Below are 26535 nucleotides of genomic sequence, written 5' to 3'. Positions count from 1 at the left end.
TAGAAAATCAGAAAAATATGCAGGTAATATAAAGCGGAGTTACACGCCAAATCAGAGAAGCTTAACTCCACCGCCATTTTTCGGCAGTGAATAAGAAAAATTAATGCAGATTCAGTTTGTTACACCTATCATGGCATTGATGATTTTATAAGAAATCCCATAGCTGACTAGCGTCTTGATCTCTTCATTCGAAAACTTTTTATACGGTAGAGCGGCTTTTGTGATATGAAGAATAATCTCTTTTTCACTTAGGTGTTCTTTTTTTCGTTTTTCAATAATATCAAGCACTCGCCATCCCTTTGGCCCAACATAACGAAGTTGTTGTTTGGGATCGTCAATCAATGCTAATGCGTGAGGGTGCTCATTCAGATAGGCGCGAATCCCTTGCGTTTCATATCGACTGATCATCTGTTTCAACATTGCGGAAGTATCTGTAGAGAGAGCATTATCAGCGCTTTTAAAAGGTAGATTTTTGATCCCGTTCTCTTTGGCGGCTACGGCCAATGCAGGATCGGTTTTTTTCCCTTCCGCCGGAGACAATTGAAGTGAAGAGAGCTGCGGCTGGGGTACGTCAATCGTCTTCTCTTCCACCTTGAGCGTGGCGGCTTCTTTTTGCGGGGCGGTTTCGCTCATCATTCGAAGAATCTCTTTATTAGTAGCGTTGCGTGCCAAATCCAGCGGAGTTTTTCCCTCTTTATTGGGGATACTTAGTTGAGCATTCCGTTCAAGGAGTATCCGGATCAGTTGCGTGCTCCCTTGCAATATGGCATGATGCAACGGAGTATTGCCTGCCGTCGTGTCCGCAGCATTACTATCTGCCCCATCTTCCAAAAGTGCGATAACACTCTGTTTCTGATTTAAATTAACCGCTCGGATAAGAGGGGTAATCCCCTCTTCATTAATCGCATTCATATCATTGCCTTCACCGGAAAGGCGATGAATAGCATCAATATTTCCTTTGGCAGCCGCGGTATGAAGTGTGGTACACCCCGTTAAAAAAAGAATCCCGCCAAGCAGTAGGGATAGTCTCATTGCCGTTTTCATATTGCCTCTCCTTAACATTCACATGCCATATCAGAGGCTTTGAACCCCTCGGAAATCTGACGGTGGGTCAGAAAAAATTCATCGACTACCGCACGGAAATGGACAGGATCCTCAATCCGATTGACCAAATCACGCAGTGCAGATGCCCCCTCATATCCTTTCGAATAGGTATGGACATGTTTGCGAAACGTTACAATACCGCGCTCCCCGTAAAAGCTCACCATACCATCGAGATGTTCCATGATAATGGCATGTTTAATGAGGGGATCGACCGTAGCGCTTCCGGTTTTGAGCTGGTGAAAAATCCACGGTGCTCCGACGGCTCCACGCCCGATCATCACACCATCGCATTTGGTATGTTCCAAAACCCATTGCGCTTTTTCAAAAGAATCAATATCTCCGTTCGCAATAACAGGGATGGATACAGCCGCTTTGATCTCAGCAATCGCGTCGTAATCGACGGGAGCTTTAAACTTTCCGGCTCGAGTGCGTCCGTGGACTGCAAGAAAATCGGCACCGCAAGATTCGACGAGTTTCGCAATCTCAATGTGATTTTTCGACTCAAAACCCAGTCGAATTTTGACACTAAGAGTGGATTTGTTGGAAGTCTTTTTAATGGTTTCAATAATCCGTGCCATACGGGGCAAATCGTTCAGCAATGAGCTTCCGGATCCGTGACATACGATTTTCGGAACGGGACACCCGCAGTTAAGATCGATGATATCAATCTCCTCTTGCGTATTAAGGACCTCTACGGCACGGCGGACAATCTCTTCTTCCGAACCGGCAATCTGTACCGAATAAGGGTTCTCGTTCGGGCTTCGTTCCAGCATACGGAGTGTTTTTGAGGAACCGTAAGCGAGAGCATTGGAACTGAGCATTTCGCTCACCGTCAAATCGGCCCCGAATTTTTTAACCACATTGCGAAACGGTAGATCGGTGTATCCGGCTAATGGGGCAAGGGCATATACGGGAGTAGCAAAAGAGAGTTTTGGCGTCATAAAAATTACCTTGAAAGAGAAGGGAACCGGCGTTAACCGCCCTTCGTGTTAATTAACAGCTTCGATGAAGGAAGATTGCAATGTCATAATGCTTATTGGCACGTTTGAGATCTCGGTATGCTTTGAAAATCTGATAATCGCTATGTGCGGTATTGTTTAGAATTTCGTTTGCCGTGTCGATCATTTGCAAATCATAAAGGGTATACAAATACCCTTCCATCGCGTCGTCACAATTTTCACTGAGCATCTCAAAAAGACGGATGCGTTGTTCAGGAAGCATATTTTTCGCCATTGCTTCGGAGAGATCAATCCAGTCATTGCGTTCGAGCTTAAGGGTTCCAAAAATAGCCGCCAACTCTTCATTGGTGATTTGGATCCCGTTTTCGCCAGCGTTGATACGTTGAACAAAATCAATCAGAGAGGCTTTGGTAAAAAGATGTTTAAATTTCATCACCGCTCCGACCGACGCGGTTTTAACATACGACTCATACGCTTTCGCGCACACAATATCCCCATAGCTGTCCGGACGTGAGAGGATGCTGTCCGCATCGATCTCGCCCCGTTCAAAACGGTTCAGATTGTTTTGAATCACGATCGATGTATTGGCCGCCAGGTGGAATCGTTTTATATCCACTTTTTTCTTCTCTTTGACATCACGCATCAATTCAAGCGCTTCGTCAATTTTTTCATTTCCTACCGAACGGAGTGTTTCATACGGGAGGATCAGAGCATGATCAACCAATTTACCCATCAGTTTATAGGCATCGCTTTTATATACATAATTGCGGTCATGAACACCGAGCAGAGAATCACGGAGAGCATCGATCATTTTATCATGGTCTTTGCTCAAACGGCGCAGTTTGAAATTCCCCATCAGTGCATAGACACCCATGTGAAGCAAACTGGCAAAATACATGATGAGAAGAGGAACAACCACCCAAAATGCAACCGGAAGATTTGGAAAATGCATCCCTAACAAATCAAAGGAAATTGATCCGTTATCAATAGAATAGACCGCAGCAGCGACTAAAATCATTAAGATAAGTGATGCGATGGTATACCGTTTTAGTTGCATTTTCTCTCCCTTTTAGTGTTTATTTTTTTCAACGATTGGACGGCATACGATACAATATTTTGCATGCGGTTTCACTTTCAAACGTTGAAAGCCAATATCGTCTTCACACATTTCACATATGCCGTATTGTTTGAACTTTATTTTTTGGAGAGCGGCTTCAATCTCTTCAAGCTCATGCATCTGTTGTGAACCTATGGCATTTTCGACCATGTTATCATTACTCGCAGAGGCATAATCACCTTCATCATTGAGTTCCATCTCACGCAACTGATTCATTTCGCTTTCGACACCGGTAATATTTTTAATAATCTGAGTTTTACGTGTCAGCAATATTTCCTCGAAATACTGCACCTCATGGTCTCTCATCAATGCTCCTCATTTGTGGTACGGATGGTTTGCTAACAATGAATAGGCGCGATAGATCTGCTCTAACAGCACCGCTTTTGCGATTTTGTGACTCATCGTCAATTCAGATAAACTGATAACACTGTCACATTGCTCAACAAAACTTTTTTCAAAGCCGTAAGCTCCGCCTATAAAAAATTGCAACGAAATTTTATCACTTATAAGCTTACTAAATGCAAAACTGTCCAGTTTTTTCCCCTCAGGATGTAACGCAATCGAGTAATTTTTACCCAACATCGGTGATAGGAGTTTTGAATAGGCCGCTTGCGATGCTTCAGCGCTGATACTGTGGGCTTTAACGATTTCTTTGGGAAACAGTTCAATGTCGTCCACTTTTGCAAAACGGGAGATCATTTTCATCTGTTCTTGATAGAGGGGATCGTATAAAGAACGTTCTTTTTTAGCAATTGTGATTATGGAAATGTTCATAGTTCTGCCTTGCAAGAGGCAAGCGTTTGCCTGCACTTCGTTAGACTTTCCGCTATCGCTGCATGTGCCATAGCGGCAAGCGTAGGCAAATGGGTTTTACTCATTTGACGTTCTCATTCGTAATAAGTCCGCTTCCCATTACTTTATACGCAACATGGTTAAAGGTATCATCGAATTTCACTCCGCCGATGGCGGCAACGGGATGTGTGGAGAGAGCGGCTATCTCATCAAGACGTTCCCCGAGCACTTTCGCTTCCGATTTGGTCGACGTGGCACGATACGCCCCCAATCCAACGTAGCTTACCTTCAAGGTGTTCGCAATTTCAATCTCGTGAGTATTATGGGTAGAGAGACCGATGATTTTATCCTCGCCGATCGTCATTTTCAAAATCTTAACCGCACGGATAGGATCAGGGTCAATCGCATAAAGATCCTCCTGCCCGATATGGACACCATCACAAAACGGGGCAAGTTCATAATGATCGTTAATAAGCAAAAATCCGTCCCATACCTGCCGCAAAGAAATCAAATCGCTTTTAACGGTCGCAATATCACTCTGTTTGTTACGGTATTGGAGGACGCCGGCTCCTAATGATTTGGCGCGCTGCGCAAAAAAAAGGAGATCGACTCCGCTTTGGCGAAGCATTTCAGCATCACAAAGAGCGTAAAGCTGCATATTTACGGGAGGAGGAGTTTGAGCATATCGCTCAGAGTCTCTTTGAGTTCGCTGCGCCCTACGATCATATCGATGGAGCCTTTTTCAAGCAAGAACTCAGCGCGTTGAAACCCTTCAGGGAGATCGCTTCCGATGGTTTGTTTGATAACGCGCTGACCGGCAAATCCGACCAATGCACCCGGCTCAGCGATGATAATATCCCCAAGCGTTGCAAAAGAGGCACTTACTCCCCCCATGGTCGGATCGGTGAGCAAGGAGATATACGGAAGCTTCGCATCGGCGAGTTTTGCCAATGCCGCAGAGGTTTTCGACATCTGCATCAAAGAGAAAGTACTCTCCTGCATTCGTGCTCCCCCGCTCGCACTCACAATGATCAAGCCCATACGTTTGGCTAAAGCACGGTTTACCGCACGTACGATTTTTTCTCCCTCAACCGAACCAAGAGAACCGCCCATGAAATTGAAATCAAATACGACGAGTTGTGCCGGAACATTGTTGATCGTACATTCACCGCTCACGACGGATGAGTAAGTACCGTTTTTAGCATACCCTTCTTCTACACGGGCTGCATAGCTCTTTTTATCCACGAAATTAAGCGGATCAACGGGGCGAAGGTTAGCGTCAAATTCGACAAAACTCCCCTCATCCGCGATCAAAGCAAGGCGTTCTTTGACTCCGATACGGAGGTGAAACCCGCATTTAGGGCATACATGATTCTGTTTTTCAATCTCTTTGTAGTACATTAACGACTGGCAAGAGGGGCATTTTACCCAGTGAGACGGTGCTTCACTTTTGGTGGGTTGTTTTTTCTTTTCGGAGTCACCGAATAGGTTAAATAGACTCAAAAATACTCCTTTTCTACAATCAAACGTATCTGCTCAAAAAGCTCTTTATCCGCACTTATGAGGATATACCTATCGTCTTGAAACACATGCAGGTGTTTACTGAGATAGAGTCCGGCTTGGATATCGTAAGGGCGCATTGTACCCAAAAATAGCACATATTTCACATAAGGCGCATACGCCAATGAGAGGGCAAGTGCACCCGGTGAACGAAATTTCAGCTTTTTTTCCATCAATTTTCGAACCAATTCCGGATGTTCGGGGCCTTTTTCAAAAAGACCTATTTTTGCCGATGGGTTGGTCAAAATCGGCTGTTTAAGAGAAGGATTTTGCAGGGTTGCAGTGTAATAGTCGTCTGAAGTACGGATAAACAGATCACCGTTTGCGAGATTGCAAACGAGCGCTTCCGTTGTTTTTCCCTCCGTGATACGGGCAATGGAAACACCGTAATACGGGAGCCTAGAAACAAAGTTATCGCTTCCGTCAATCGGGTCGAGGAAAATAGTGATAGCGGATTCAGGGCTCATCCAGCCGCTCTCTTCGGAAAAAATCGATCCGAAAGGGGAGAGATGAGAAAAACAGATTGCTTCAGCTTTTAAATCGATACCGCTGCTGATATCTCCGCCTGCACCTTTTTCATGGACGCTAAATAAAGAGGAGCTCCCCTCCTCTACCAACGCTTGTATCTCTTGGCAGGCAAGAATGGAGGCTTGAATAAAGCCTTCCATCAACCCAGCAACGATTTTACGATGGAACGTGCCGCTTCACGGCCGTCATATGCCGCCGTAACTACCAAATCGGCACCGCGATAGCAGTCTCCCCCAGCGTAAATGCCGGCGGTCGTCGTTTCATGTTTATCGTTGATGATAATACCGCCCCACGAGTTGACTTCAATTCCATTTTCGGCTAAAAATGGGGGAACACACGGATCGAAACCGAGTGCCATAATAATGACATCGGCATTGACGTTAAAATCTCCCCCTTTGACCTCTTCCATTTTTTGACGACCCGATTCATCTTTGCTACCAAGGACGGTTTTGGCCATATGTATCCCAACAGCTTTGCCTCCCTCTCCCAAAATGATCTCTTTTGGAGAGGCGTGGAAACCAAAATCCACCCCTTCTTCGATCGCATTTTTGTACTCTTTGACCGATCCCGGCATATTATGGGCATCACGGCGATACAAACAGGTCACATTTTTTGCCCCTTCGCGTTTTGCCGTACGGACACAGTCCATTGCGGTATCACCACCTCCAACGACGACAACATCGAGGTCTTTGAAGTCGAATTTTTTATCATACGAGAGGGCGAAATTTTTACGCTGAATCGCCGTAAGATATTCCATCGCAACATAAACATTCGCAGCATTCTCACCCGAAATTTTTGCCGTTTTACTTTTAGTCGCACCGATGCCGATAAAAACCGCATCATGCTTGTCCGCAATGGCATCAAATTCGATATCTTTTCCCACTTCGCAATTGTAGACGATTTTCAATCCTGCTTCTACCAGTAAATTAACCCGACGATCTACGATTTTTTTATCCAGTTTAAAGTTCGGAATGCCGTAAGTGAGCAGTCCCCCTGCACGGTCTGATCGCTCGTACATCGTTACCGCAATTCCGGAACGCAGCAGATAGGTAGCTGCAGAAAGTCCTGCAGGACCTGATCCGATAATCGCTACTTTTTTATCTGTCGTAATACCGGGAAAGAAAGGTTTTAGACCCTGTTTGAATCCCTCTTCGTTGATGAAGGTCTCAACCGAACCGATCGTAATCGCTCCATGTCCGTCGTTCAGGGTACAATCCCCTTCACACAACCGATCGTGCGGACATACACGCCCCATCACTTCCGGAAACGGTGAGGGCTCATTGGAGAGGTTAAACGCAAATTTAAGATCTTTTTCCGCAACCGCTTTGAGCCATTGAGGAATGTAGTTATGCAACGGACATTTATTCAAACAAAACGGATCGCCGCATTGGATACAGCGGTCACTTTGTGAACCGGCATCGCTTGAATTCATCGGCTCATAAATTTCACTAAAATCTTTTAGGCGCTGTACAACAAGACGCTTCGTGGGGTCGATACGCTCAATCGTTAAAAATTCTCTCATAATACTTAGTCCCCTTTATCCGGATTGAGTGGCAATTTTGTTAAATTTTTCGGGCGAACAAGCCAGAAATTTCGGATTTCGACACGGAAATTTTTGAGTAAGTTTTGGGCCATTTCACTCTCCGTTTCGGCAACATACTCTTTCAATAGACGTTTCAGATAATGCCGGGCTTCATCCCCCTCGTCGGTGTCGATACGAAGTGCATCAATCAACTCGCGGTTGACGTTTTCGACAAAGCTGTGATCTTGGTCATAAACGAACGCAAAACCGCCCGTCATCCCCGCACCAAAGTTGATACCCGTTTTACCGAGAATAACAACAACCCCGCCGGTCATGTATTCACACGCGTTGTCTCCGGTCCCCTCTACAATTGCAAGAGCACCCGAGTTACGTACCGCAAAACGCTCTCCGACCGAACCGGAGATAAAGAGTTTACCGCCCGTCGCACCGTACAGACAGGTGTTACCGCCGGCAGCAAACGCTTCTCCCTGATTTTGAGACCTGATGACGATTTTACCGCCATGCATCCCTTTCCCGATATAGTCGTTCGCTACACCATCCAAATGGATCGAAACACCGTTAATCAAGAACGCACCCAATGCCTGGCCGGCAATCCCTTTAAGCTGGAGACGAATCGTATCGGATTTCAGACCGCTATCCCCGTAATATTGTGCGATTTCACCGCTGATTCGGGCACCGAAACTGCGATTAAGATTACAGATATCGCGGACAATGCGAATCGAACGTTCCGGATTTTTAATCGAATCCATCGCTTCGGCAAGTACCAGTTTTTCAAATTCATTAGAATCAAACGGCTCATTGCTCGGAGCTTGACAGGTATCAAACCCAGCTTCACGGTGCAACACAGAGCTAAAATCGAATTTTTGTGCAAATTCCGTATCGATTACGCTCAGCAAATCACTCCGTCCGACCAGCTCTTCCATCGTTTTATACCCGAGCTGTGCCATGATGCGCCGAACATCTTCTGCCAAATAGGTGAAATAGTTGATAAGCTGCTCTACCGTCCCTTTGAAATACTCACTGCGAAGTTTTTCATTTTGGGTTGCAATCCCTACCGAACATTTGTTGACGTGACAGATACGGAGCATTTTACATCCGATAATGGTTAAGGCACCGGTACCGAAAGCGTAGCTCTCCGCCCCCAAAAGTGCCGCTTTTACGATGTCTGTACCCGTTTTAAGTCCGCCATCCGTTTGTACATGTACCAATCCACGGAGGTTATTTACTTTTAATGCATTATGGGCTTCGGAAAGTCCGAGTTCCCACGGATTCCCCGCAAATTTGATCGACGTAAGCGGTGCTGCACCCGTTCCGCCGTCCCCGCCGGAGATGATGATTTTATCGGCATAGGCTTTGGCAACACCTGCCGCAATCGTACCGACACCTGCAGAAGAGACGAGTTTAACCGCTACTTTTGCATTCGGATTGACCTGTTTCATATCGAAAATCAGCTGCGCCAAATCTTCGATCGAATAGATATCGTGGTGCGGCGGAGGTGAAATCAGGGTCACACCCGGCATTGTATAGCGAAGGCGCGCAATAAGACCGCTGACTTTATGTCCCGGAAGCTGCCCCCCCTCACCCGGTTTTGCCCCTTGGGCCACTTTGATCTGAATCTCTTCGGCTGAACGGAGATACGCCGGAGTTACCCCGAAACGTCCCGATGCTACCTGTTTAATTTTAGAGTTCTTAAGGGTACCGAAACGAGCTGCATCTTCTCCCCCTTCCCCCGAGTTGCTTTGGGCACCGATCGTATTCATTGCAACGGCCAGACATTCATGTGCTTCCGGTGAAATCGATCCTAATGACATCGCGGCTGACGCAAAACGTTTAAAGATTTTTTCTTTCGGCTCTACTTCAGCAATATCGATAGGGGATCTATCGGATTTAAACTCGAAGAAATCACGAATGAATTTTTGTCCCCGCCCGTTAATCAAGGCACTGAGTTTATCAAAATCTTCACGCTTGCCGGTTTTAGAAACACGATGAATGGCATGGATCACGTCCGGATTGAAATCGTGGTGTTCTTGGCCGTTGTAAAATTTATAATATCCACCGATTTTAAGCGGGAATATACGGTTAAAACCACCCACTTCGAATGCTTCTTTGTGATTGCGCTCCAACCGTGCGTCAATGTCTTCATAGGAGAGTCCCGGGATCATCACATGGGACTCTCCGAAACATTCATGAACGATTTCACGGCTCAATCCGAGGACATCGAAAAGGCCTGAATTCCGATACGATGCGATTGTTGCGATCCCCATTTTCGACATAATTTTCAAGAGTCCCGCATTGAGCGCATGGTGAACCGATTTAAAGGCTTCCGAACAGTTAATTTCATTAACGCTGTTTTCAGCACGCGCCGCTACGGTTGCAAATAACAAGCTAGGATATACGGCACTCGCACCGTATGCGATCAAGGTTGCCGCACCGTGAGAATCGGTTACCTCAGAGGTACAGGCAACGATGGAGGCCAAATGACGGATTTTTGCGTCCAGCAATGCACGGCTGATGCGCCCTACCGCCATCAACATCGGGATCGTTTTGTGCTCTTTGTCAAATCCGCTGTCTTCGAGTATAACGATTCGGACACCCTCTTCTTTGACCGCTTTAATGACGTTTTCAACCAAGGTTTCAAGGGCTGTTTTCAATGAGCCTTTATACGCCGTTGAAAACTCTTGATTCGCGTAAAAAGATTGATATCTCGGTGATTTTTTATCTCCGAACGATTTGAGAACTTCGAGTTTTTCACGAATAATGATCGGTGAAATCGCTTTAAGACGGTTTGCATGCGACGGAATTTCATCAAGAATATTATGGATTTCGCCGAATCCCGTGTTAAGACTCATGACCACTTTTTCACGGATAGGGTCAATCGGAGGATTGGTTACCTGTGCGAAACGCTGTTTGAAATAGTCGCTGAAATTACGCTGTTTTTCACTGAATGCCGCAAGAGGAGTATCATCACCCATCGATCCGACAGCCTCTTTGCCATCGCGCATCATCGGTTCAATCACCTGCTCAACGACCTCTTGCGTGATGTTGAAATAGCGTTGACGCTCGATCAAATCAGAAGCGTCGTAATCACAACTGACGACATACTGCTCTTCAACATGCTCTTGAAGATAAATCATATGTGTATTCAGCCACTTCATATAAGGGTTGGAGGATTTGATATACTGATTGATGTCTTCGTCTTTGAGCACTTTCCCGAATTTTAAATCCAGACCGATCATCTGGCCTGACTGGAGACGTCCCCGCTCTTTGATCTGATCTTCGGGAATATCGATAACCCCGTATTCGCTCGCAATAAGAAGGGTATCGTCGTGGGTGATAATGTATTTGGAAGGGCGAAGACCGTTGCGGTCAAGTACACATCCTATATAGCGTCCGTCGGTGAGAGAAAACGCCGCAGGGCCATCCCATGCTTCGAATACCGTCGAGTGGTATTCATAAAATGCACGAAGTTCCGGGTCCATATGAGGTGCGTTCTGCCACGGTGCAGGGATAACGGCACGCGCCGCTTTGAAGAAATCCATCCCGTTGATGATCAAAAACTCGAAAAAGTTATCGGCACTCGCACTGTCCGAACCGCCCGGCTGAAGGATCGGCAAAAGACGTGCGATCTCTTCGTCCGTGAACACTTCACTTTTGATCGATTCAGATTTTACCGCAACGTTAAAACGGTTGGCTTCGACCGAGTTGATCTCACCGTTGTGAGCAACCGCACGAAACGGCTGAGCCAAACGCCATTTTGGAAGGGTATTGGTCGAAAAACGCTGATGAAAAAGGGCAAATGAAATTTTGAATTTTTCATTTTGCAAATCAGGGTAGAACTCTTTGATGTGGGTAGGCATGATCAGCCCTTTGTACGACACCACCGTTGTCGACATCGAAGCGATATAAAATTCCTCATCGTTAACCAATGCATGTTCGATCTCTTTACGGCTGAGATACAAGAGAGCATCAAAGCGCTGTGACGCCATCAAAGAGTTGGGAGTAATAAAAATATGGTGGATTTCAGGCAATGTCGCCAGCGCCTGCTCACCCAATGCATTCGTATCGATCGGAACCAAACGGTCCAGCACCACTTTTAGATCATTCTTCGCACACACCTGTTTTAAGATGGCAAGCTGAGCCGGATCGCGCGTAAATATAACCGCGACAGCGTACATTTTAGGAAGCTCTACCCCCTCTTCTGCCGCTGCGGCACGCATAAACTCACGAGGAAGCGATAAAAGAAGTCCGCTTCCATCCCCTGTTTTACCATCAGCAGCAACCGCCCCGCGGTGCATCATTCTCTCTAACGCGGTAATGGCGTTTTCCAAATTTTCATGCGAAGGACGGTTTTTGATGTTCGCAATCAAACCAAATCCGCAGTTATCTTTAAATGATCGTAATAGGTCTTGGTATTCCACTCTAATCGTCACCTTTCACCAGAAAATTTCGGCAAATTGATATTTTTTAATCTCTTTTTAAACATAAGTAGTTTAAAGAGAGATGAAATTTCCTTATTTTAACAATAGTTAGGTTAAAAGAGGTTAAAATAACACTCATATATGAATAATTTGAAAAGAAACGTGTAGAGTAGAATCAGAAATGCAGGGCTTTATCATCAAACTTTCTCGAGCACGCGAAGAAGATATGATTGTTACTATCATAGCCGAAGAAAACTTACAGACCCTTTATCGTTTCTACGGGGCGCGTCACAGCCCGATCAATATGGGGTTCAAAATCGACTTTGAAACGGAACATTCCCTCAAATCCTCCATCCCAAGATTACGCGATGTGATCCATTTGGGGTTTCCCTGGATGGGAGAGTATGAACGACTTCGGCTGTGGCAGCAATTCATTGCCCTCTTTCATCCCCATCTCAAAGATTCCGAATCTATCGGAGAATTCTATTTTGCCCTTTTGAACGATGCGGCGCTGCGATGGAAGGATCAAAACCCAAAACGGGTGGCCGTCGAATCGTATGTCCGCCTTCTCGATTATGAAGGACGGCTCCACAAAGAACTCAACTGTTTTTTTTGCGACCAATCGATCGAGGACGATATTTCGCTGATACGAGCATTTTTACCCGCACACCAAAACTGCTCGCATACCCTCTCCATCAATCCGAAAGGGCTGGAATGGCTTTACCGCCATGCTTCAACCCTTTTCCTGGAGGATAAAGAGGTTGAACGGTTATGGTATGTGCTCAATGAGGGATTCTAGGTACAGATTTTGCTTGTATTTACCTGACTGAAAATAAATAATATAATGAGACAACAATGCGCATGAATAAAGCAAGAGAAACGGTATTGGCCAAGTATATCCCGTCTTCCTCACCCAAAGAAAAACCCTACAAATATGTCCATGTCAAAAGCAAACGTTTGACGCTCGAAGAGTTTTATCATGAAGTGCATGCCAAAAACAATCTTCATCAAGAGCACGCTTACCATAACAAAAACGCTCAGGAAATCGAATCCATTATGATGCAAAACCGCCGCCTCATCGACGCCAAACGTAACCCCAGAAGATAAAGGAACTCCATGTCCAATCCGCAAGCCATCGCAAAAGGCACCGATGGATTTCTCACCCTCCTCCCTACAATGGCCAATCGCCACGGCCTCATAACGGGAGCTACCGGAACCGGCAAAACCATCACCCTTCAAAAACTTATTGAGTATTTTTCCTCTATCGGGGTGCCGTGTGTCGTCAGTGATATCAAAGGAGACTTGAGCGGAATCGCACAGATCGGCGGAGACAATGAAAAAGTAACCGAGAGGCTCGTGAGCATGGGGTTGGAAGCTGCCTATACTCACTATCCCGTTACCTTTTGGGATGTGTGGGGGGAAATGGGGCATCCTATCCGTGCAACCATCAGCGACATGGGGCCACTGCTTCTCGCTCGTCTGCTGGGTCTTAATGAAACGCAAAGCGGTGTTTTGAATCTGATTTTTAAAGTTGCGGATGATGAAGGGTTGGGATTGCTTGATCTCAAAGATCTCCGGGCTATGGCCCAAAATGTCGGAGAACGTTCAAAAGAGCTGAGTCTAAGCTACGGCAATGTTTCCGCCGCGTCAATCGGTGCGATCCAGCGCGCCCTCCTCTCGCTCGAGTCCCAAGGTGGCGATAGGCTCTTTGGCGAACCGATGCTCAATATTCATGATCTTATTCAGAGTGTGGAGGGCAAAGGGGTCGTCAACCTCCTCGATGCCACCAAACTGATGAACACCCCGAAACTCTATGCCACCCTTTTACTCTGGATTCTCTCCGAATTATTCGAGACGCTCCCCGAAGCGGGTGACACCAAAACGCCAAAACTTCTTTTCTTTTTTGATGAAGCCCACTTGCTCTTTAATGACGCTCCGGAAATTCTCGTCGAAAAAATCGAACAGGTGGTCCGACTGATCCGCTCCAAAGGGGTGGGGATCTACTTTATTACCCAGCATCCGAACGATATCCCCGAAAAAGTTGCGGCACAGCTCGGTAACCGCGTTGCCCACGCGCTTCGAGCCTTTACCCCAAAAGATCAGCAGGCCGTACGTGCTGCAGCTGAGACGATGCGGGATAATGAAGGATTGGATGAGAAAACGGCATTGATGGAGCTGGGAGTCGGCGAAGCACTTATTTCCTTTTTGGATGAAAAAGGGATACCCTCTGTTACCCAGCGCGCCCTTATCGTACCGCCTCAATCGCATATCGGGCCGATCCCTGCCGAACTGCGCCGCGATCTCATCCGTACGTCGATCATCTCTAATACCTACGATCAAAATATCGACAGCCTCTCGGCATATGAACTTCTCACGCGCAGACTCAACGAACAAGCGGCACAAAAAGGGGAGGAAGAGGCGTTAAAAAGAGAAGAAAAAGAGGAAAGAAACCGTAGTCGCGGAAGAGAGAGTACTGCCGAATCACTTGCCAAATCAGCGGCCCGTGCTATCGGTTCGCAACTGGGTCGAGCCATCATCCGGGGAATTTTAGGAAGTATCTTTAAAAAGTAAAGGGACTCATCTCCCTATATTTCATAATAATGAGGTTGGTATGCCCGATCGAGCTCGGAGAGTTTCATCCCAAAAAGAGCACGCATTTTTTCTTCAATGTCCCCCCAGAAATACTCTAAAATCAGACTTGACCCTGTATTGCCTTCAATTTTGTAAAACGGCCCTTCCAGAGCCTCGATAATCTCTATCACTTCGATTTCGTGAGGCTGTCGTGAGAGTTTATACCCGCCCGAAGCACCGCGGATACTGCTCACGAGATTATTGCGGCGCAAAATCGAAAGGAGCTGTTCGAGATAACCGTGTGAAATCTGTGTCATAGCCGAAATTTCGCGCACCTGCATCGCTCGGGAATAGGGAGCATGGGAGAGGACATGCATGGCGGCAAGTCCATAGATCGCTTTCGAAGAGAGGGCCGCCATTACACATCCTTCTTCGGATAGATTTTTTTTGCCAGATAGTAAATTTTACACGCGATGCAGTAATTAAAAAGGAGATCAGGTGCGGCGCACAAGAGATAAACCGCCGCGGTAACAGTGACCGCTACAGGTAAACCGAACCAAGAAAAAACTCCGATGGCGGTTATGAATCCGACACCGAACAGCGCAGCCAGCCGTTTGGCTCCGGCATCTTCCATTTTGCTGGGAAGCGAAAATTTTTCTTGAATCATCAAGGAAAGATTTTCGATTGGGCTCAGTTTTTTATATCCGTACAATCGGAGGATAAAATCGACAATCAAAACCATTAAAATAGCTAAATATTGGGTCATTAAAAATGCGACAACCCCGGTCATTACAAATAAAGTATTAATTCTAATCACGGTCGCATCGACTTTACGAAAAAGTAAAGGGCATTGTTGAGCCATGGATATCTCCTATATTTTTGCGCATATTAATATAGATTTTTCTTATTGTCAACTATTCATACTGAATTACTAATATATAAAATTTTAGAAAGATATAATCTTCTTAAGATACACTTCCGCCTACCATTTCCAGAGGACTGAATTTATGAAAAAACTGCTATTCGTATTACTCGCATGTATGGCTTTGAATGCCGATGATGTATATGAGGGAGATCTCACCGCTGCAGAAGCCCATGAGATGCAAAAAAAGGGTGAAGCGATTATTGTCGATGTCCGTACAACGCTTGAATTTATTTATACCGGCCATGGTGAAGGATTTATCAACATTCCGGCGTATGAATGGACCTACATTCCCAAATCGGTCGAAGAACGGGTCAAAAGTTCCGAATTTGAACTCAAAACCGACAAGCCGAAAGGACATGTTGAAATCCAAAAACTCTACGATGCCAAAGAGGTATTTAACAAAAACTTCGTCACGGATGTGATGAAAGCGATGAAACTGCGCAATACCGATTCCGTTATCCTAGTATGCCGCAGCGGCCCTCGATCAAAAGCAGCGGCCAATCTTCTCGCCAAAGAGGGGATTAAAGCGTACAATCTCGATAATGGTTTTATGTTTGGATGGAAAGAGGCAAAAATGCCGTGGGACGGGTTTTAATTTCCGTCCCTTCCCCCTTTATTCCTCTTCCCCTATTCATCGTCTGAACGAATCTTTAAGGATACACTGTATACTATAAGGGTGAATGCTTTAAGGAACAGTGATGAATTTTCATGAAAAAATCATACCCGATGAACGGCTAATCGCCCTTTTGCTCCTCTCGATCTTTGCCCTTGGTCTACTGACCCTTTTCGTTCGGAGCGGCTATTTGTCCCATATCGATCAGCTCATCCTGAGCGGATTTCACAAAATTAAAACCCCGGCCCTCGACCATTTTTTTTCGATGGTCACATGGCTTGGCTCTTTGTGGATTTTATTGCCGCTGTATCTCATTCTCGTGTTATCGCTGTCGCACCGCTTCGACTCTTTTGAGCGGATTATGGGAATCGGTTTTTTCGGTGCCGTCATCACGACCTACGCCATCAAATTTATGATGGAACGCAAACGTCCCCATTTTTTTTCTACGATTAACGAACTCCCCCTTGACCCCGCTTTTCCGAGTGCCCACACAACGCAGATCGTTGCCTTTACCCTTCTTTTATGGCTTATCCTCTACAGCGGCCCTTCATTGCTTAATATCATTTTGACACTCACACTGAGTCTCATAGCGGCCTCGGTGATCCTCTCTCGGATGTACTTGCAGGTCCATTACCCGACGGATGTCGCTGCAGGGGTTCTTATAGCCTTGATATGGTCATCTATTGCCGTGTTATCGGTCAGTTGGGGAGGCAGCAGATGAAGAATAAATTTCTGGGGACGGGGGAACGGGGCTACCACCCCCTGAAAAAATTCAAAATCATCCTCTCGGGACTCCGATTTGCCTTCATATACGATTTCAGCGTATTGTATAAATTCGTTATATCGGTTGCCGTGCTGATACCGGTGCTGATTTTTAACGACAAGGTCAATGCATCGTTGATTATCCTTGCCACCGGCGTTATGCTGGCTGCGGAGGTGTTCAATACAGCTATCGAAGCGATGTGCGATTACATGGAAACCCGCTACAACGAAAAGATTCTCATCATTAAAGACATTGCCGCCGCTGCCGCAGGGATCAGCATATTCGCATGGCTGGCGGTTCTAGCGTTCGAAATCATCGAACTCCTCCCGTCGCTCTTAAAATACATCCCGTGAAAAAGAAAATCCGATCAACGCCTTGGTCGTACTGCGATCGTAATCAATCAGACTCTCTCCGTATCCGGAAAAAACTTTGACATACCAAAACGTATTCTCAGAGTTTAAAAACGGATAGGACCAGTGAAAATCGATTGCTCCTCTCGCTTTTCCCCCCGCACCGAAGTTGTAGCGAAACAACGAACCGATCTCATGTTCTCCGTACAAATAGGTTAATTTGACATCCCCGTAACCGAGATAATTTTCGATATCAGGGTTATCATCGCCCTCTACGTCGGGTTCATATTCACCGGTTGCTGGATTGGGTTCCCCCTCAAAATAGCCGTCGTATTTTTTTCTTTCAGCCATTTTGTGCCATACCCGTGTTGTGAGAAAGAGATTCTCCCACTGCCATATTCCGCTGAGATAGATGCGGTTCCACGAACGCGAACGATATCCGTCCTGTCCGTTTGATTCATGCATGATCCCTAGTTTTGCCAGTTTTAAGCCGTATTCCTGTCGAATTGACTCTGACAAAGGGATGCCAATAAACATTTCGGGCAGATAATTTGTCTCCCGAAACGGATTCGAAGCGCTGTAACACTGCCACCACACTTTTTGAGTATAGGCAAAATTCAGATACTCATTCCAACCAAAAAGGTTGTAGATCAGCATTTTGGTCAGACTGATCTGAAATTCCGCCTCGATATTTTTGTCATAATATTCGGAAGGATAGTAATTCGGATGGAGGGTCGATGATAAGCGGGGATATTTATGTGTCGAATACCCAAAAGGCGAAATGTAGTTGGTCTCATACGGACGGAGACCGAAAAAGCCGCCATAACGGGAGACCTCGACTAATTTATAGGTTTCCGGGGTATCCGTATCGATCGTACGCAAGATAGTGGCAGCACCTTCTCTATTGGTTTCCGGGTTCATCTGATCATTGAGATTCTCAAAAAAAGATTTTTTTTCTTTTTTCGCTTCACTCTCCATCGCGAGCGTATAGCTGTAATCCGAGGCCGCCTGCTGAAACCAAAACGCCGCTTTTTTATAATCTGTCCTAACACCCAACCCATTCTGATACATATGGGCCAATCGGTAGATGGAAGGCTTTAACCCTTTGATCGCTTCCTCTTCAAGCAGTGGGAGTGCTTTGGCGTACTCTTGGTTATTAAAATATACTTCGCTGCTGTGATCCCCCTCTGACGTCCCTTGTGCGGCAATGGCAAGAACCGAACAAGAGACAAAAAGCATCAAGGCAATAAACGTTTTAGTAGGCAGATATCCGCCATCTCTGACACACCGGTATTCATCGTTCATGCACACTCCTTATTTTCGGATAATGTCGCTCTCTTTTACCCACAGTTCATCTTCACGCGGCAGCCCTAAACTTCTCACGACAGCCCTTTCTTGGTTAGTTTGACCCCCATCTCAAGATGGTGGGTATAAGGAAACTGGTCAAACGCGGCCATCGCCTCAATCGTATGGGTTTTTGAGAGGATCTCCAAATCGCGCAGCAAAGTTTCCGGATTGCACGAGATGTACAGAAGATGGTCGAAACGTGCGGCAAACGCACACGGCTCTTCTCCCAAGCCTGCTCGCGGAGGGTCGACGAAGAGCGTTTTCAGGTGATAATCGGCCACTTTCAGCCCTTCCAAGCGACGAAATTCACGTACCCCATCGAGTGCCTGGGTAAACTCTTCGGCACTCAGGCGGACAAATTCGATATTCTCGACACCGTTAAGGGCCATATTTTGCTTCGCGGCGTGGATGGATGCTTTGGAAATTTCGGTAGCGAGTACCCGCTCAAATTTCGTCGCAAACGGAATGGTAAAATTCCCGGCACCGCAATAGAGTTCAAGGAGATCGCCCCCCAGTCCATCGAGCTGAGAGAGCGACCACTCGATCATCTGTTCATTCACTCTCGGGTTGGGCTGGGTGAAACTGTTTTCGATATGGATATAACGGTAAATGCGCCCACCGATGTGAAGTTTCTCGGTCACATAGTCTTGCGAAAGGATCAGTTTTTGCTTCCGGCTTCGGCCGATGATGTAGATTCCAAGCCGTTTTTCCAGTTCGAGCGCTGTCGTTTTCCACTCCTCATCCAATGGGCGATGGTACAGCATACTTACCGCAATTTCCCCCTCTCCGGAGGTTAAAAAATCGACACCGAACAGCTTATGCCCCATCCCGAGATCACCGATTTCAATCAGCAGTTTTTCCATAACCGCCGCAATAAAAGGGGAGACAATTCCGCACCGGGTGATTTTAAGAGGACCCTGCCGATCCACTCGGCTCATTGCGTACGACATTCCGCCATCATCATGATAAATTTTAAATTCGGCGCGGGAACGGTATTGCTGCGTCGGGGAAGGACAAATCGTAATATCCCCTGCATACAGAGGCTCAAACATTGTTTTGACAGCTGAAAGTTTGTGGTTTAACTGCCCCTCATACCCCTCTTCATAATCACGGCAGCTGCCGCAAATTCCAAAATATTCACACTGCATAATCAATCCTATTTAACGCTGGCGATCAGATTGCCGATCAGCAGATTCCATCCATCGACCATGACGAAGACCAGTATCTTAAACGGCATCGAAATCATGACGGGAGGGAGCATCATCATCCCCATCGACATCAGAATCGAAGCGACAACCATATCGATGACCAAAAACGGCAAGAAGAGCAAGAACCCGATCTCAAACGCTGTTTTCAGTTCGCTGATAACAAATGCAGGGATCACAATCGTCAAAGGTACCTCTTTAATCGATTGAGGGTTTTCCATGTGGCGAATACGCAAAAAGAGGGCCAAATCTTTCTCGCGGGTGTTGCGAACCATAAAATTTTTAAACGGTTCGGTCGTTTTCTCGAAGGCTTCGTCGTAACTGATTTTCTCTTCGCTGTAAGGTTTGATCCCCTCATCGTACGCTTTCGTTGCGACCGGTTCCATGACAAATACGGTCAAAATAAGGGCAAGCATCACCAGCAGCTGCGTCGGAGGAACCTGCTGGGTCCCCAGCGCCTGACGCAGAAATCCAAAGACGATGACGAAACGGGTAAACGTCGTCATCACCAGAACCAGACTCGGAGCCAAGAAAAGAACCGTCAGTACCAATAAAACATTTAAGGAGCTGACCACTTCCGCCGGAGATTCGGGAGCGGTAAGATTGAAATTCATCGCAGGAACCTGCGGATCGGCACCCAAAAGTACCAGAGGGATCATAAAGAGTAAAAAGGCTAAACGACCCAAACCGGACTCCGTACATAAAAATTTATAGATTTAAAGAGGCGATAATACCACAACCTAAGGGTGTATCTTGATTAAATTCTGATAAAATTGCAAGAAATAATCTCAGGAGCCTTCATGTTCAACTCTCTCTCTATCGTCATTTTAGCCGCCGGAAAAGGGTCTCGCATGAAATCGCCCACAGCGAAAGTCCTCCATGAAATCTGCGGCCGTGAGATGCTCTATTACAGCATTAAAGCCGCATTAGAGATTACCGATGATGTCATCGTGGTCGTCGCCCATCAAAAAGAAGCCGTCATAGCAGCGATGGAAAAACATTTCGACAACCTCACCTTCATCACCCAGGATGCCGAAAACTTCCCCGGCACAGGGGGTGCTATGATGGGGATTACGCCGAAATACGACGACGTGCTGGTACTCAACGGGGATATGCCGCTGATACAACGCTCTTCCATCGAAAAATTCCTCGCCAACCCTGCCGATATCGTTATGTCGGTCATTCCTCTCGATAACCCGAGCGGATACGGCCGTGTCGTCATCGAAAATGAACGGGTAGAGCGGATTGTCGAAGAAAAAGACGCTTCGGAAGCCGAAAAAGAGATCAACACCGTCAATGCGGGGGTCTATGCGTTCAAACACCATGTGCTGCAGACCTATATCCCCCGCCTTTCCAATGCCAATGCCCAGGGGGAATATTACCTGACCGATGTGATCGAAATGGCCCATAAAGACGGATTGGAAATCTCCCCTCTTTTTGTGGAAGAGGTCGAGTTTAAAGGGGTAAACTCCAAAAATGATCTTGCCAATGCCGAGATGATCATGATGGATCGCCTCCGAAAAACGTGGATGGATGCGGGGGTCATTATGCAGCTTCCCGAAACCGTCTATCTCGAAGAGGGGGTCAGATTCGAGGGAGAGTGTATCGTTGAAAACGGGGCCCGCCTCTGCGGGAATAGCCTCATCGTCAATTCCCACATCAAAGCCCACAGCGTCATCGAAGACTCTATTGTCAAAAACTCCGATGTCGGTCCCTTAGCCCATCTGCGTCCTTTGAGTGTTTTGGAAGATACCCACATCGGGAACTTCGTCGAGGTAAAAAAATCGACCCTCACGGGGGTAAAGGCGGGGCATCTAAGCTATCTCGGGGATGCCGTGATCGATGAGGGGAGCAATATCGGGGCGGGTACGATCACCTGCAACTACGACGGGGTGAAAAAATACCAGACGATCATCGGCAAAAACGTCTTTGTCGGAAGCGATACGCAGCTAGTCGCCCCTGTCGAAATTTCCGACAACGTCATGATCGCCGCAGGAACGACGGTCACGTCCGGCAAATACGAGAGCGACATCCTCATCCTCAGCCGTACCCCGGTCAAAAAAATCTCCGGCTTTTTCACCAAATTTTTCGGAAAAGGGAAATAATGCATATCCCCTCCAACCTCCTCTCCGGCAAAAAGATCCTCCTTGGGGTGAGCGGATCGATTGCCGCGTACAAATCGCTTGAACTTCTTCGCCTCTACATCAAAGCGGGAGCCGAAGTGCGTGTCGTGATGACCCCTTCCGCCAAAAAGTTTATCCAGCCGCTGAGTTTTGAAACCCTCAGCCGAAACCGTGTCCTCGATGACACCAATGAATCGTGGGCCGATGATTTCAACCACATCAAAATAGCCCAGTGGGCCGATTTACTCGTCATCGCCCCCGTCACCGCCAATACCATCGCCAAGCTTGCCAACGGGATTGCCGACACGATCCTCACCCAATGCGCCCTCGCCACTCCGGGAATCAAACTCATCGCCCCTTCGGCGAATACTGCTATGATCCAAAATCCGATGATTCAGGCATCGATGAAGATGCTGGCCATTGCCAACTACGAAATCATCACTACCCAAACCAAAGAACTGGCATGCCAAGTCGTAGGGGACGGCGCCATGGCGGAGCCGCTCGATATCTTTTTTGAAACGGCAAAAGTATTGCTTAAAGACGATTTTTGGGAAAATCGACGTGTGGTCATTACCGGTGGAGGGACACGAGAAAAGATAGATGAAGTACGTTATATCTCTAACTTTTCTTCAGGAAAAATGGCGAAAGCTATCGCCCTTTCTCTTTATCTCAAAGGGGCAGATGTATGCTACATCACCACTAAAGGTAACGAGGGCCTTCCTAAAAGTATCTATACGATAGACGTAGACGATGCAAAAGAGATGTTAGAGTATACTCAAGATGCACTCCGCATTGCCAAAAAGGGAAAATTGAGTAAACCTTCACTCACTACATCTGATGCAATTAAACTCATCCAAAAACGCCCTTTTTTGTTTATGGTTGGAGCCGTGGCGGATTTTACCCCTAAATTTCCGCAGCAAGGCAAGCTCAAAAAATCGATGTTAGGAGAAAATTGGCAGATCGAACTCACACAAACATCGGATATTTTAAGTACCCTCACCAAAGATAGAGAGGGGGTTACCACTATCGCTTTTAAAGCGGAAATGGATAACAAAGAGGGACTTAACAACGCGAGAGAGCTTTTGACGAAAAAAGAGGTCGATGCGGTTTGTTACAATCTTCTCGAAGATGCCAAAAGTTTTGGCGGAGAAGAAAATAGTATTACCTTTATTACCAAAGAAGATCAAATAGATTTAGGTCGCCATAGTAAATTTGACCTTGCAGAAAAAATAGTACATTACGCTAAAGCGTGCGCATTATGAGTAACCGCCCAAGCCATATCGCGATTATCATGGACGGGAACGGCCGATGGGCGGAGTCCCAAGGGAAAAGCCGTACCAACGGACATGAACGGGGTGCCGAAACCGTCCGTACCATGACCACTTTTTGCTCGGATCATCCCGAAATCGATCGTCTGAGCCTTTATGCGTTCAGCACCGAAAACTGGAAACGCCCCAAACTTGAAGTCGAATTTTTGATGAAACTGTTGGAACGGTATCTCAAAAACGAACTCCCGACCTATCTGGACGGAAATATCCGTTTTGAACCGATCGGTGATCTCACCCACTTTTCGAAATCGCTCCGCAAGGTTATCGACACTGTTCAAAACGAAACGGCAAACTGCAACGGCTTGGTTCAGAGTTTAGCGCTCAATTACGGGGGGCGTGACGAGATTGTCCGTGCGGCAAACGCGCTTCGGGAGAGCGGCCCCCTATCGGTAGAATCACTGGGAAATGCCCTCGATTGTCCCTACGATATTGATCTGCTGATCCGCACCGGAGGGGATCATCGCCTCTCCAATTTTCTTCTGTGGCAAGCATCGTATGCGGAGCTTTTTTTTACCGATACCCTCTGGCCTGAATTCAGCGTCAACGAACTTGAGTCGATTATCAAAAAATTTAAAACGGTCGAAAGACGCTTCGGAGGATTAAACTGATGGAACTGCTGTTTGTTTTTATTTTAGGAGCGGCAATCGGTTCCTTTTTAAACGTCGTGATCCTCCGTACACCGCGTGATGAAAGTGTCTCTTTCCCAGCTTCCCACTGCATGAGCTGCAACACCCCTTTACGGATCTGGCACAATATCCCGATCTTTTCATGGCTCTTTTTACGGGGAAAATGTGCTTTTTGCGGCGAAAAAATCTCCATGCAATATCCTCTTGTTGAAGTGCTCAGCGGCCTTATCTTCCTCTTTAGCGCAATGAAAATGGGGATCAACTTCCCATCGTTCACCCTCGCTTTAACCTTCGATGTGCTTCTAGCCCTCTCCGTCATCGATTTTCGCTACAAAATGGTTCCCGACAGCCTTAATCTTTTTGCGTTGACAACGGCGATGATCAGCGCCTCTTCATTCGGAGAGTTTGGGTACAACGTCACCAACGCGCTCCTCTTTGCCGGAGGGTTTACACTCTTGCGTTTTTATCTCTCCTACGCCATCAAAAAAGAGGCGATGGGGGAAGCCGATATCATGATCGCCGCGACGATGGGGGCGCTGCTGGGAGTGAAACTGGGATTGGTAGCGATTTTTGCCGGTGCGGCATTGGCCCTTCCGGCATTGCTCCTCACCCAAGGGGAGAGTGAAGAGTCTAAACAGCTCCCTTTTATCCCGTTTTTAGCGATGGGATGCTGGATCGTCTGGATGTTTGATACCTATGTAACGGCTTATTTGGCGGGGCTGTATGGATAAATTACACAGCTACATCTTATCCAACCTGTCGATTATCTTTTTCTCGATTTTTCTCCCTATTTTTGCGATCGCTTCGGTCATTTTCATGATCAAACTCGCAACCTATACGGCGGTCATTCAACTCACCATTGCGGAGATGGGAAAACTCTACCTTTTCGTATTGCCGGAGCTCTTGTTTTACACCCTTCCGATCGCTTTTTTGGTCGGCGGAGCGCTCACCCTCTATCGCCTCTCCAACGATAACGAAATGGTGGTCATTTTCTCCCTCGGGATTTCTCCTTCGTTTATCGCTCGGGTTTTGGCAAAGCCCGCTCTGATCCTCTCCGTCCTCCTTTTCGTTGATTTTGTGGTGGTTACCCCCTATATCAAAATCATTTCCAGCAACTTTTTAGAGGAAAAAAGGGCCGAAGCGAAGTTCAACCTGACCGCTTCGGAATTCGGCCATAATTTCGGGGATTGGATGCTCTTTATCAACAAAAGCGACTCAGACGCACGTGCCTTCGGGGATGTCGTCCTTTTTAACAAAGAGATGAAAAACGAAATCCTCATCACCGCCAAAAAAGCGGAACTCATCAACGAGAACGGGGTATTGCAACTCCGGTTGGATAACGGCGAAAGCTACAGTTACGATGACAACCTCCTTAAAACCGTCCTCTTTAAAACCGCTTACATCAACGATATGCTCAACAGCGAAACAACGCTCTACCGCGATACCCTCGATTATTGGACCAATGATGAACTGCGGGAGAGGAAAGATCAGCGTCTGACGACGAACACCTTGCTCAGCCTTTTTCCCATCCTTTCGATCTTTTTGATTGTCGCTCTGGGAGTCGTCCACGCCCGTCACCAAAAACGGTGGATTTATCTGTGGCTGTTTCTCTCCATCGTCGGATTTTATTCGGCCGCGATCATCCTCCAGCAATCGATCGGCTTTCATACGATCTGGGTGGTCGCGCTTGCCTGGGTTTTCATCACCTACGGATTCTATAAACGCCTCGTAGGAAGCCGCTTTTGAACCGTGCGAAGATTACGATGAGCTACAACGGCTCAGCGTTTATGGGTTCCCAGCAGCAGCCCACCACCCATGAGACTGTCATCGGAACCCTCATCATCGCCCTCAAACGGCTCAAAATCAACTCCGCCCCCAAAGGGTCAGGCCGTACCGACCGCGGCGTCCACGCCACCCATCAGGTGATGCATATCGACCTCCCCCATTTTTGGACCGACCTGCAGCGCCTCAAAGAGATGCTCAACCTCCAACTCCCGAACTCTTTGCGGATATTGCGTATCGAGTTTGTCGATCACGATTTCCATGCCCGCTACAGTGCCAAACGCCGCGTCTACCGCTACGTCATCAAAGAGGGGACGACCAATCCGTTCGAAGACAACTTCATCACCTTTGTCCCCACCCTCAACCGCGAAGCGATTGCCGATGCCATTCCCTGTTTCGTCGGAACCCATAATTTCGAGTTTTTCAAAAAAAGCGGCAACGATATGGACCATTTCATACGGATCATCTACCGTGCCTACGCCTACAGCCACAAAGGGTACTTTATCCTCGTTTTCGAGGGGAACGGATTTTTACGCTCCCAAATCCGCCTGATGGTCGGTTTTTTGCTCCGTATCTCTGCGGGGAAAGCGACGAAAGAGCAGTTGATCGAGCAGCTGAGCTGTATCAAACGCCACTCTACCGATATCGCACCCCATAACGGTCTCTATCTAACTCATATCAAATATTAGTACATACTTTTCTGTTTAGTCAGAAAAGTATCAAAAGATCATACCGTGATCCAAGAACGCTCATTCCTCTCGGCACTACTGCCAACGGAGCGGCTCTAGGTAATGGATCACGGGAATTTGTTTAACTATTTTCGCATACGCGAAAATTATACAAATAAAATATTTTGCCCTCACACCACACCAAGAGCAAGG

27 protein-coding genes are annotated in these 26535 nt (G+C 46.8%); 12 read left to right on the top strand and 15 right to left on the bottom strand.

Annotated elements, in window-relative coordinates; all coding sequences use genetic code 11:
- Positions 1 to 111: 111 nt before the first annotated feature.
- From WB308_RS10560 to gltB, 10 genes are all read right to left on the bottom strand, one after another.
- The gene (locus WB308_RS10560; protein ID WP_424191278.1) at positions 112 to 1044 is read right to left on the bottom strand and encodes an ankyrin repeat domain-containing protein; all 933 of its coding nucleotides are present in this window, start codon (positions 1042 to 1044) and stop codon (positions 112 to 114) included.
- A gap of 11 nt (positions 1045 to 1055) precedes the next feature.
- Positions 1056 to 2045: a tRNA dihydrouridine synthase DusB gene (gene dusB, locus WB308_RS10555; RefSeq protein WP_424191276.1), complete on the bottom strand. Its 990-nt coding sequence runs from the start codon at positions 2043 to 2045 to the stop codon at positions 1056 to 1058.
- 52 nt (positions 2046 to 2097) lie between these two features.
- Entirely contained in the window at positions 2098 to 3120 is a 1023-nt protein-coding gene (locus WB308_RS10550; RefSeq protein ID WP_424191274.1) for a hypothetical protein, read from the bottom strand.
- A gap of 12 nt (positions 3121 to 3132) precedes the next feature.
- Entirely contained in the window at positions 3133 to 3486 is a 354-nt protein-coding gene (dksA, locus tag WB308_RS10545) for an RNA polymerase-binding protein DksA (RefSeq protein ID WP_424191272.1), read from the bottom strand.
- Between the two features lie 9 nt (positions 3487 to 3495).
- Positions 3496 to 3954, bottom strand: a complete 459-nt coding sequence (locus WB308_RS10540; protein ID WP_424191271.1) for a 23S rRNA (pseudouridine(1915)-N(3))-methyltransferase RlmH — start codon at positions 3952 to 3954, stop codon at positions 3496 to 3498.
- 100 nt (positions 3955 to 4054) lie between these two features.
- Entirely contained in the window at positions 4055 to 4630 is a 576-nt protein-coding gene (locus WB308_RS10535; protein ID WP_424191270.1) for a thiamine phosphate synthase, read from the bottom strand.
- Between the two features lie 2 nt (positions 4631 to 4632).
- A complete protein-coding gene (gene accD / locus WB308_RS10530; RefSeq protein WP_424191269.1) occupies positions 4633 to 5475 on the bottom strand; it encodes an acetyl-CoA carboxylase, carboxyltransferase subunit beta in 843 nt (280 codons plus the stop codon).
- Complete coding sequence (locus WB308_RS10525; protein ID WP_424191268.1) at positions 5472 to 6200, bottom strand: inositol monophosphatase family protein; 729 nt, start codon at positions 6198 to 6200, stop codon at positions 5472 to 5474. The genes accD and WB308_RS10525 overlap by 4 nt, the downstream gene beginning before the upstream one ends.
- The gene (locus WB308_RS10520) at positions 6200 to 7582 is read right to left on the bottom strand and encodes a glutamate synthase subunit beta (RefSeq protein WP_424191266.1); all 1383 of its coding nucleotides are present in this window, start codon (positions 7580 to 7582) and stop codon (positions 6200 to 6202) included. The genes WB308_RS10525 and WB308_RS10520 overlap by 1 nt, the downstream gene beginning before the upstream one ends.
- A 5-nt stretch (positions 7583 to 7587) precedes the next feature.
- Complete coding sequence (gene gltB / locus WB308_RS10515) at positions 7588 to 12021, bottom strand: glutamate synthase large subunit (protein WP_424191264.1); 4434 nt, start codon at positions 12019 to 12021, stop codon at positions 7588 to 7590.
- A gap of 181 nt (positions 12022 to 12202) precedes the next feature.
- On the opposite strand from gltB, the gene recO reads away from it, so the two are divergent.
- The 3 genes from recO to WB308_RS10500 all read left to right on the top strand — a co-directional run bounded on the left by recO (position 12203) and on the right by WB308_RS10500 (position 14592).
- Positions 12203 to 12820, top strand: coding sequence for a recombination protein RecO (gene recO / locus WB308_RS10510; RefSeq protein ID WP_424191262.1), 618 nt, complete (start codon positions 12203 to 12205; stop codon positions 12818 to 12820).
- 62 nt (positions 12821 to 12882) lie between these two features.
- Positions 12883 to 13128, top strand: a complete 246-nt coding sequence (locus WB308_RS10505; RefSeq protein ID WP_424191260.1) for a hypothetical protein — start codon at positions 12883 to 12885, stop codon at positions 13126 to 13128.
- 9 nt (positions 13129 to 13137) lie between these two features.
- A complete protein-coding gene (locus WB308_RS10500; RefSeq protein WP_424191258.1) occupies positions 13138 to 14592 on the top strand; it encodes a helicase HerA-like domain-containing protein in 1455 nt (484 codons plus the stop codon).
- A gap of 14 nt (positions 14593 to 14606) precedes the next feature.
- Here the strand turns inward: WB308_RS10500 and WB308_RS10495 are convergent, their stop codons facing one another.
- Together WB308_RS10495 and WB308_RS10490 are read right to left on the bottom strand one after the other, a co-directional pair.
- Positions 14607 to 15011, bottom strand: coding sequence for an RrF2 family transcriptional regulator (locus WB308_RS10495; protein WP_424191256.1), 405 nt, complete (start codon positions 15009 to 15011; stop codon positions 14607 to 14609).
- Positions 15011 to 15454, bottom strand: a complete 444-nt coding sequence (locus tag WB308_RS10490; protein WP_424191254.1) for a DUF4395 domain-containing protein — start codon at positions 15452 to 15454, stop codon at positions 15011 to 15013. The genes WB308_RS10495 and WB308_RS10490 overlap by 1 nt, the downstream gene beginning before the upstream one ends.
- A gap of 145 nt (positions 15455 to 15599) precedes the next feature.
- Between WB308_RS10490 and WB308_RS10485 the strand changes: the two genes are divergently transcribed.
- The 3 genes from WB308_RS10485 to WB308_RS10475 all read left to right on the top strand — a co-directional run bounded on the left by WB308_RS10485 (position 15600) and on the right by WB308_RS10475 (position 17246).
- Positions 15600 to 16112, top strand: coding sequence for a rhodanese-like domain-containing protein (locus tag WB308_RS10485; RefSeq protein WP_424191252.1), 513 nt, complete (start codon positions 15600 to 15602; stop codon positions 16110 to 16112).
- Between the two features lie 103 nt (positions 16113 to 16215).
- The gene (locus tag WB308_RS10480; RefSeq protein ID WP_424191250.1) at positions 16216 to 16851 is read left to right on the top strand and encodes a phosphatase PAP2 family protein; all 636 of its coding nucleotides are present in this window, start codon (positions 16216 to 16218) and stop codon (positions 16849 to 16851) included.
- Positions 16848 to 17246, top strand: a complete 399-nt coding sequence (locus WB308_RS10475; protein ID WP_424191248.1) for a diacylglycerol kinase — start codon at positions 16848 to 16850, stop codon at positions 17244 to 17246. Before WB308_RS10480 ends, WB308_RS10475 begins: the two co-directional genes overlap by 4 nt.
- On the opposite strand, the gene WB308_RS10470 is transcribed toward WB308_RS10475, so the two are convergent.
- The 3 genes from WB308_RS10470 to fliP all read right to left on the bottom strand — a co-directional run bounded on the left by WB308_RS10470 (position 17229) and on the right by fliP (position 20454).
- Positions 17229 to 18548: a phospholipase A gene (locus tag WB308_RS10470; protein WP_424191246.1), complete on the bottom strand. Its 1320-nt coding sequence runs from the start codon at positions 18546 to 18548 to the stop codon at positions 17229 to 17231. The genes WB308_RS10475 and WB308_RS10470 overlap by 18 nt on opposite strands.
- Positions 18549 to 18622: 74 nt before the next feature.
- A complete protein-coding gene (trmA, locus tag WB308_RS10465) occupies positions 18623 to 19738 on the bottom strand; it encodes a tRNA (uridine(54)-C5)-methyltransferase TrmA (RefSeq protein ID WP_424191244.1) in 1116 nt (371 codons plus the stop codon).
- Between the two features lie 8 nt (positions 19739 to 19746).
- The gene (fliP, locus tag WB308_RS10460; RefSeq protein WP_424191463.1) at positions 19747 to 20454 is read right to left on the bottom strand and encodes a flagellar type III secretion system pore protein FliP; all 708 of its coding nucleotides are present in this window, start codon (positions 20452 to 20454) and stop codon (positions 19747 to 19749) included.
- Between the two features lie 141 nt (positions 20455 to 20595).
- Between fliP and glmU the strand changes: the two genes are divergently transcribed.
- Genes glmU through truA form a run of 6 tightly spaced genes read left to right on the top strand, consistent with a single transcriptional unit; the run spans position 20596 to position 26343 of the window.
- Positions 20596 to 21900 carry a bifunctional UDP-N-acetylglucosamine diphosphorylase/glucosamine-1-phosphate N-acetyltransferase GlmU gene (gene glmU / locus WB308_RS10455; RefSeq protein WP_424191242.1) on the top strand — a complete coding sequence of 435 codons (1305 nt, stop codon included), beginning with the start codon at positions 20596 to 20598 and terminating at the stop codon, positions 21898 to 21900.
- Positions 21900 to 23180 (top strand): bifunctional phosphopantothenoylcysteine decarboxylase/phosphopantothenate--cysteine ligase CoaBC, encoded by a 1281-nt coding sequence (gene coaBC / locus WB308_RS10450; RefSeq protein WP_424191240.1) that lies wholly within the window; start codon positions 21900 to 21902, stop codon positions 23178 to 23180. Before glmU ends, coaBC begins: the two co-directional genes overlap by 1 nt.
- Positions 23177 to 23854 carry a polyprenyl diphosphate synthase gene (uppS, locus tag WB308_RS10445; RefSeq protein ID WP_424191238.1) on the top strand — a complete coding sequence of 226 codons (678 nt, stop codon included), beginning with the start codon at positions 23177 to 23179 and terminating at the stop codon, positions 23852 to 23854. Before coaBC ends, uppS begins: the two co-directional genes overlap by 4 nt.
- A complete protein-coding gene (locus WB308_RS10440) occupies positions 23854 to 24603 on the top strand; it encodes a prepilin peptidase (RefSeq protein WP_424191236.1) in 750 nt (249 codons plus the stop codon). Before uppS ends, WB308_RS10440 begins: the two co-directional genes overlap by 1 nt.
- Entirely contained in the window at positions 24596 to 25618 is a 1023-nt protein-coding gene (locus WB308_RS10435) for an LptF/LptG family permease (protein ID WP_424191234.1), read from the top strand. The genes WB308_RS10440 and WB308_RS10435 overlap by 8 nt, the downstream gene beginning before the upstream one ends.
- The gene (gene truA, locus WB308_RS10430) at positions 25615 to 26343 is read left to right on the top strand and encodes a tRNA pseudouridine(38-40) synthase TruA (RefSeq protein ID WP_424191232.1); all 729 of its coding nucleotides are present in this window, start codon (positions 25615 to 25617) and stop codon (positions 26341 to 26343) included. Before WB308_RS10435 ends, truA begins: the two co-directional genes overlap by 4 nt.
- The last annotated feature ends 192 nt before the right edge of the window (positions 26344 to 26535 follow it).

This window comes from Sulfuricurvum sp. (assembly GCF_049587615.1).
Classification (GTDB): domain Bacteria; phylum Campylobacterota; class Campylobacteria; order Campylobacterales; family Sulfurimonadaceae; genus Sulfuricurvum.
The sequence above is the reverse complement of the archived record's forward strand: the minus strand, read 5'-3'. Positions and strand labels throughout refer to the sequence as shown.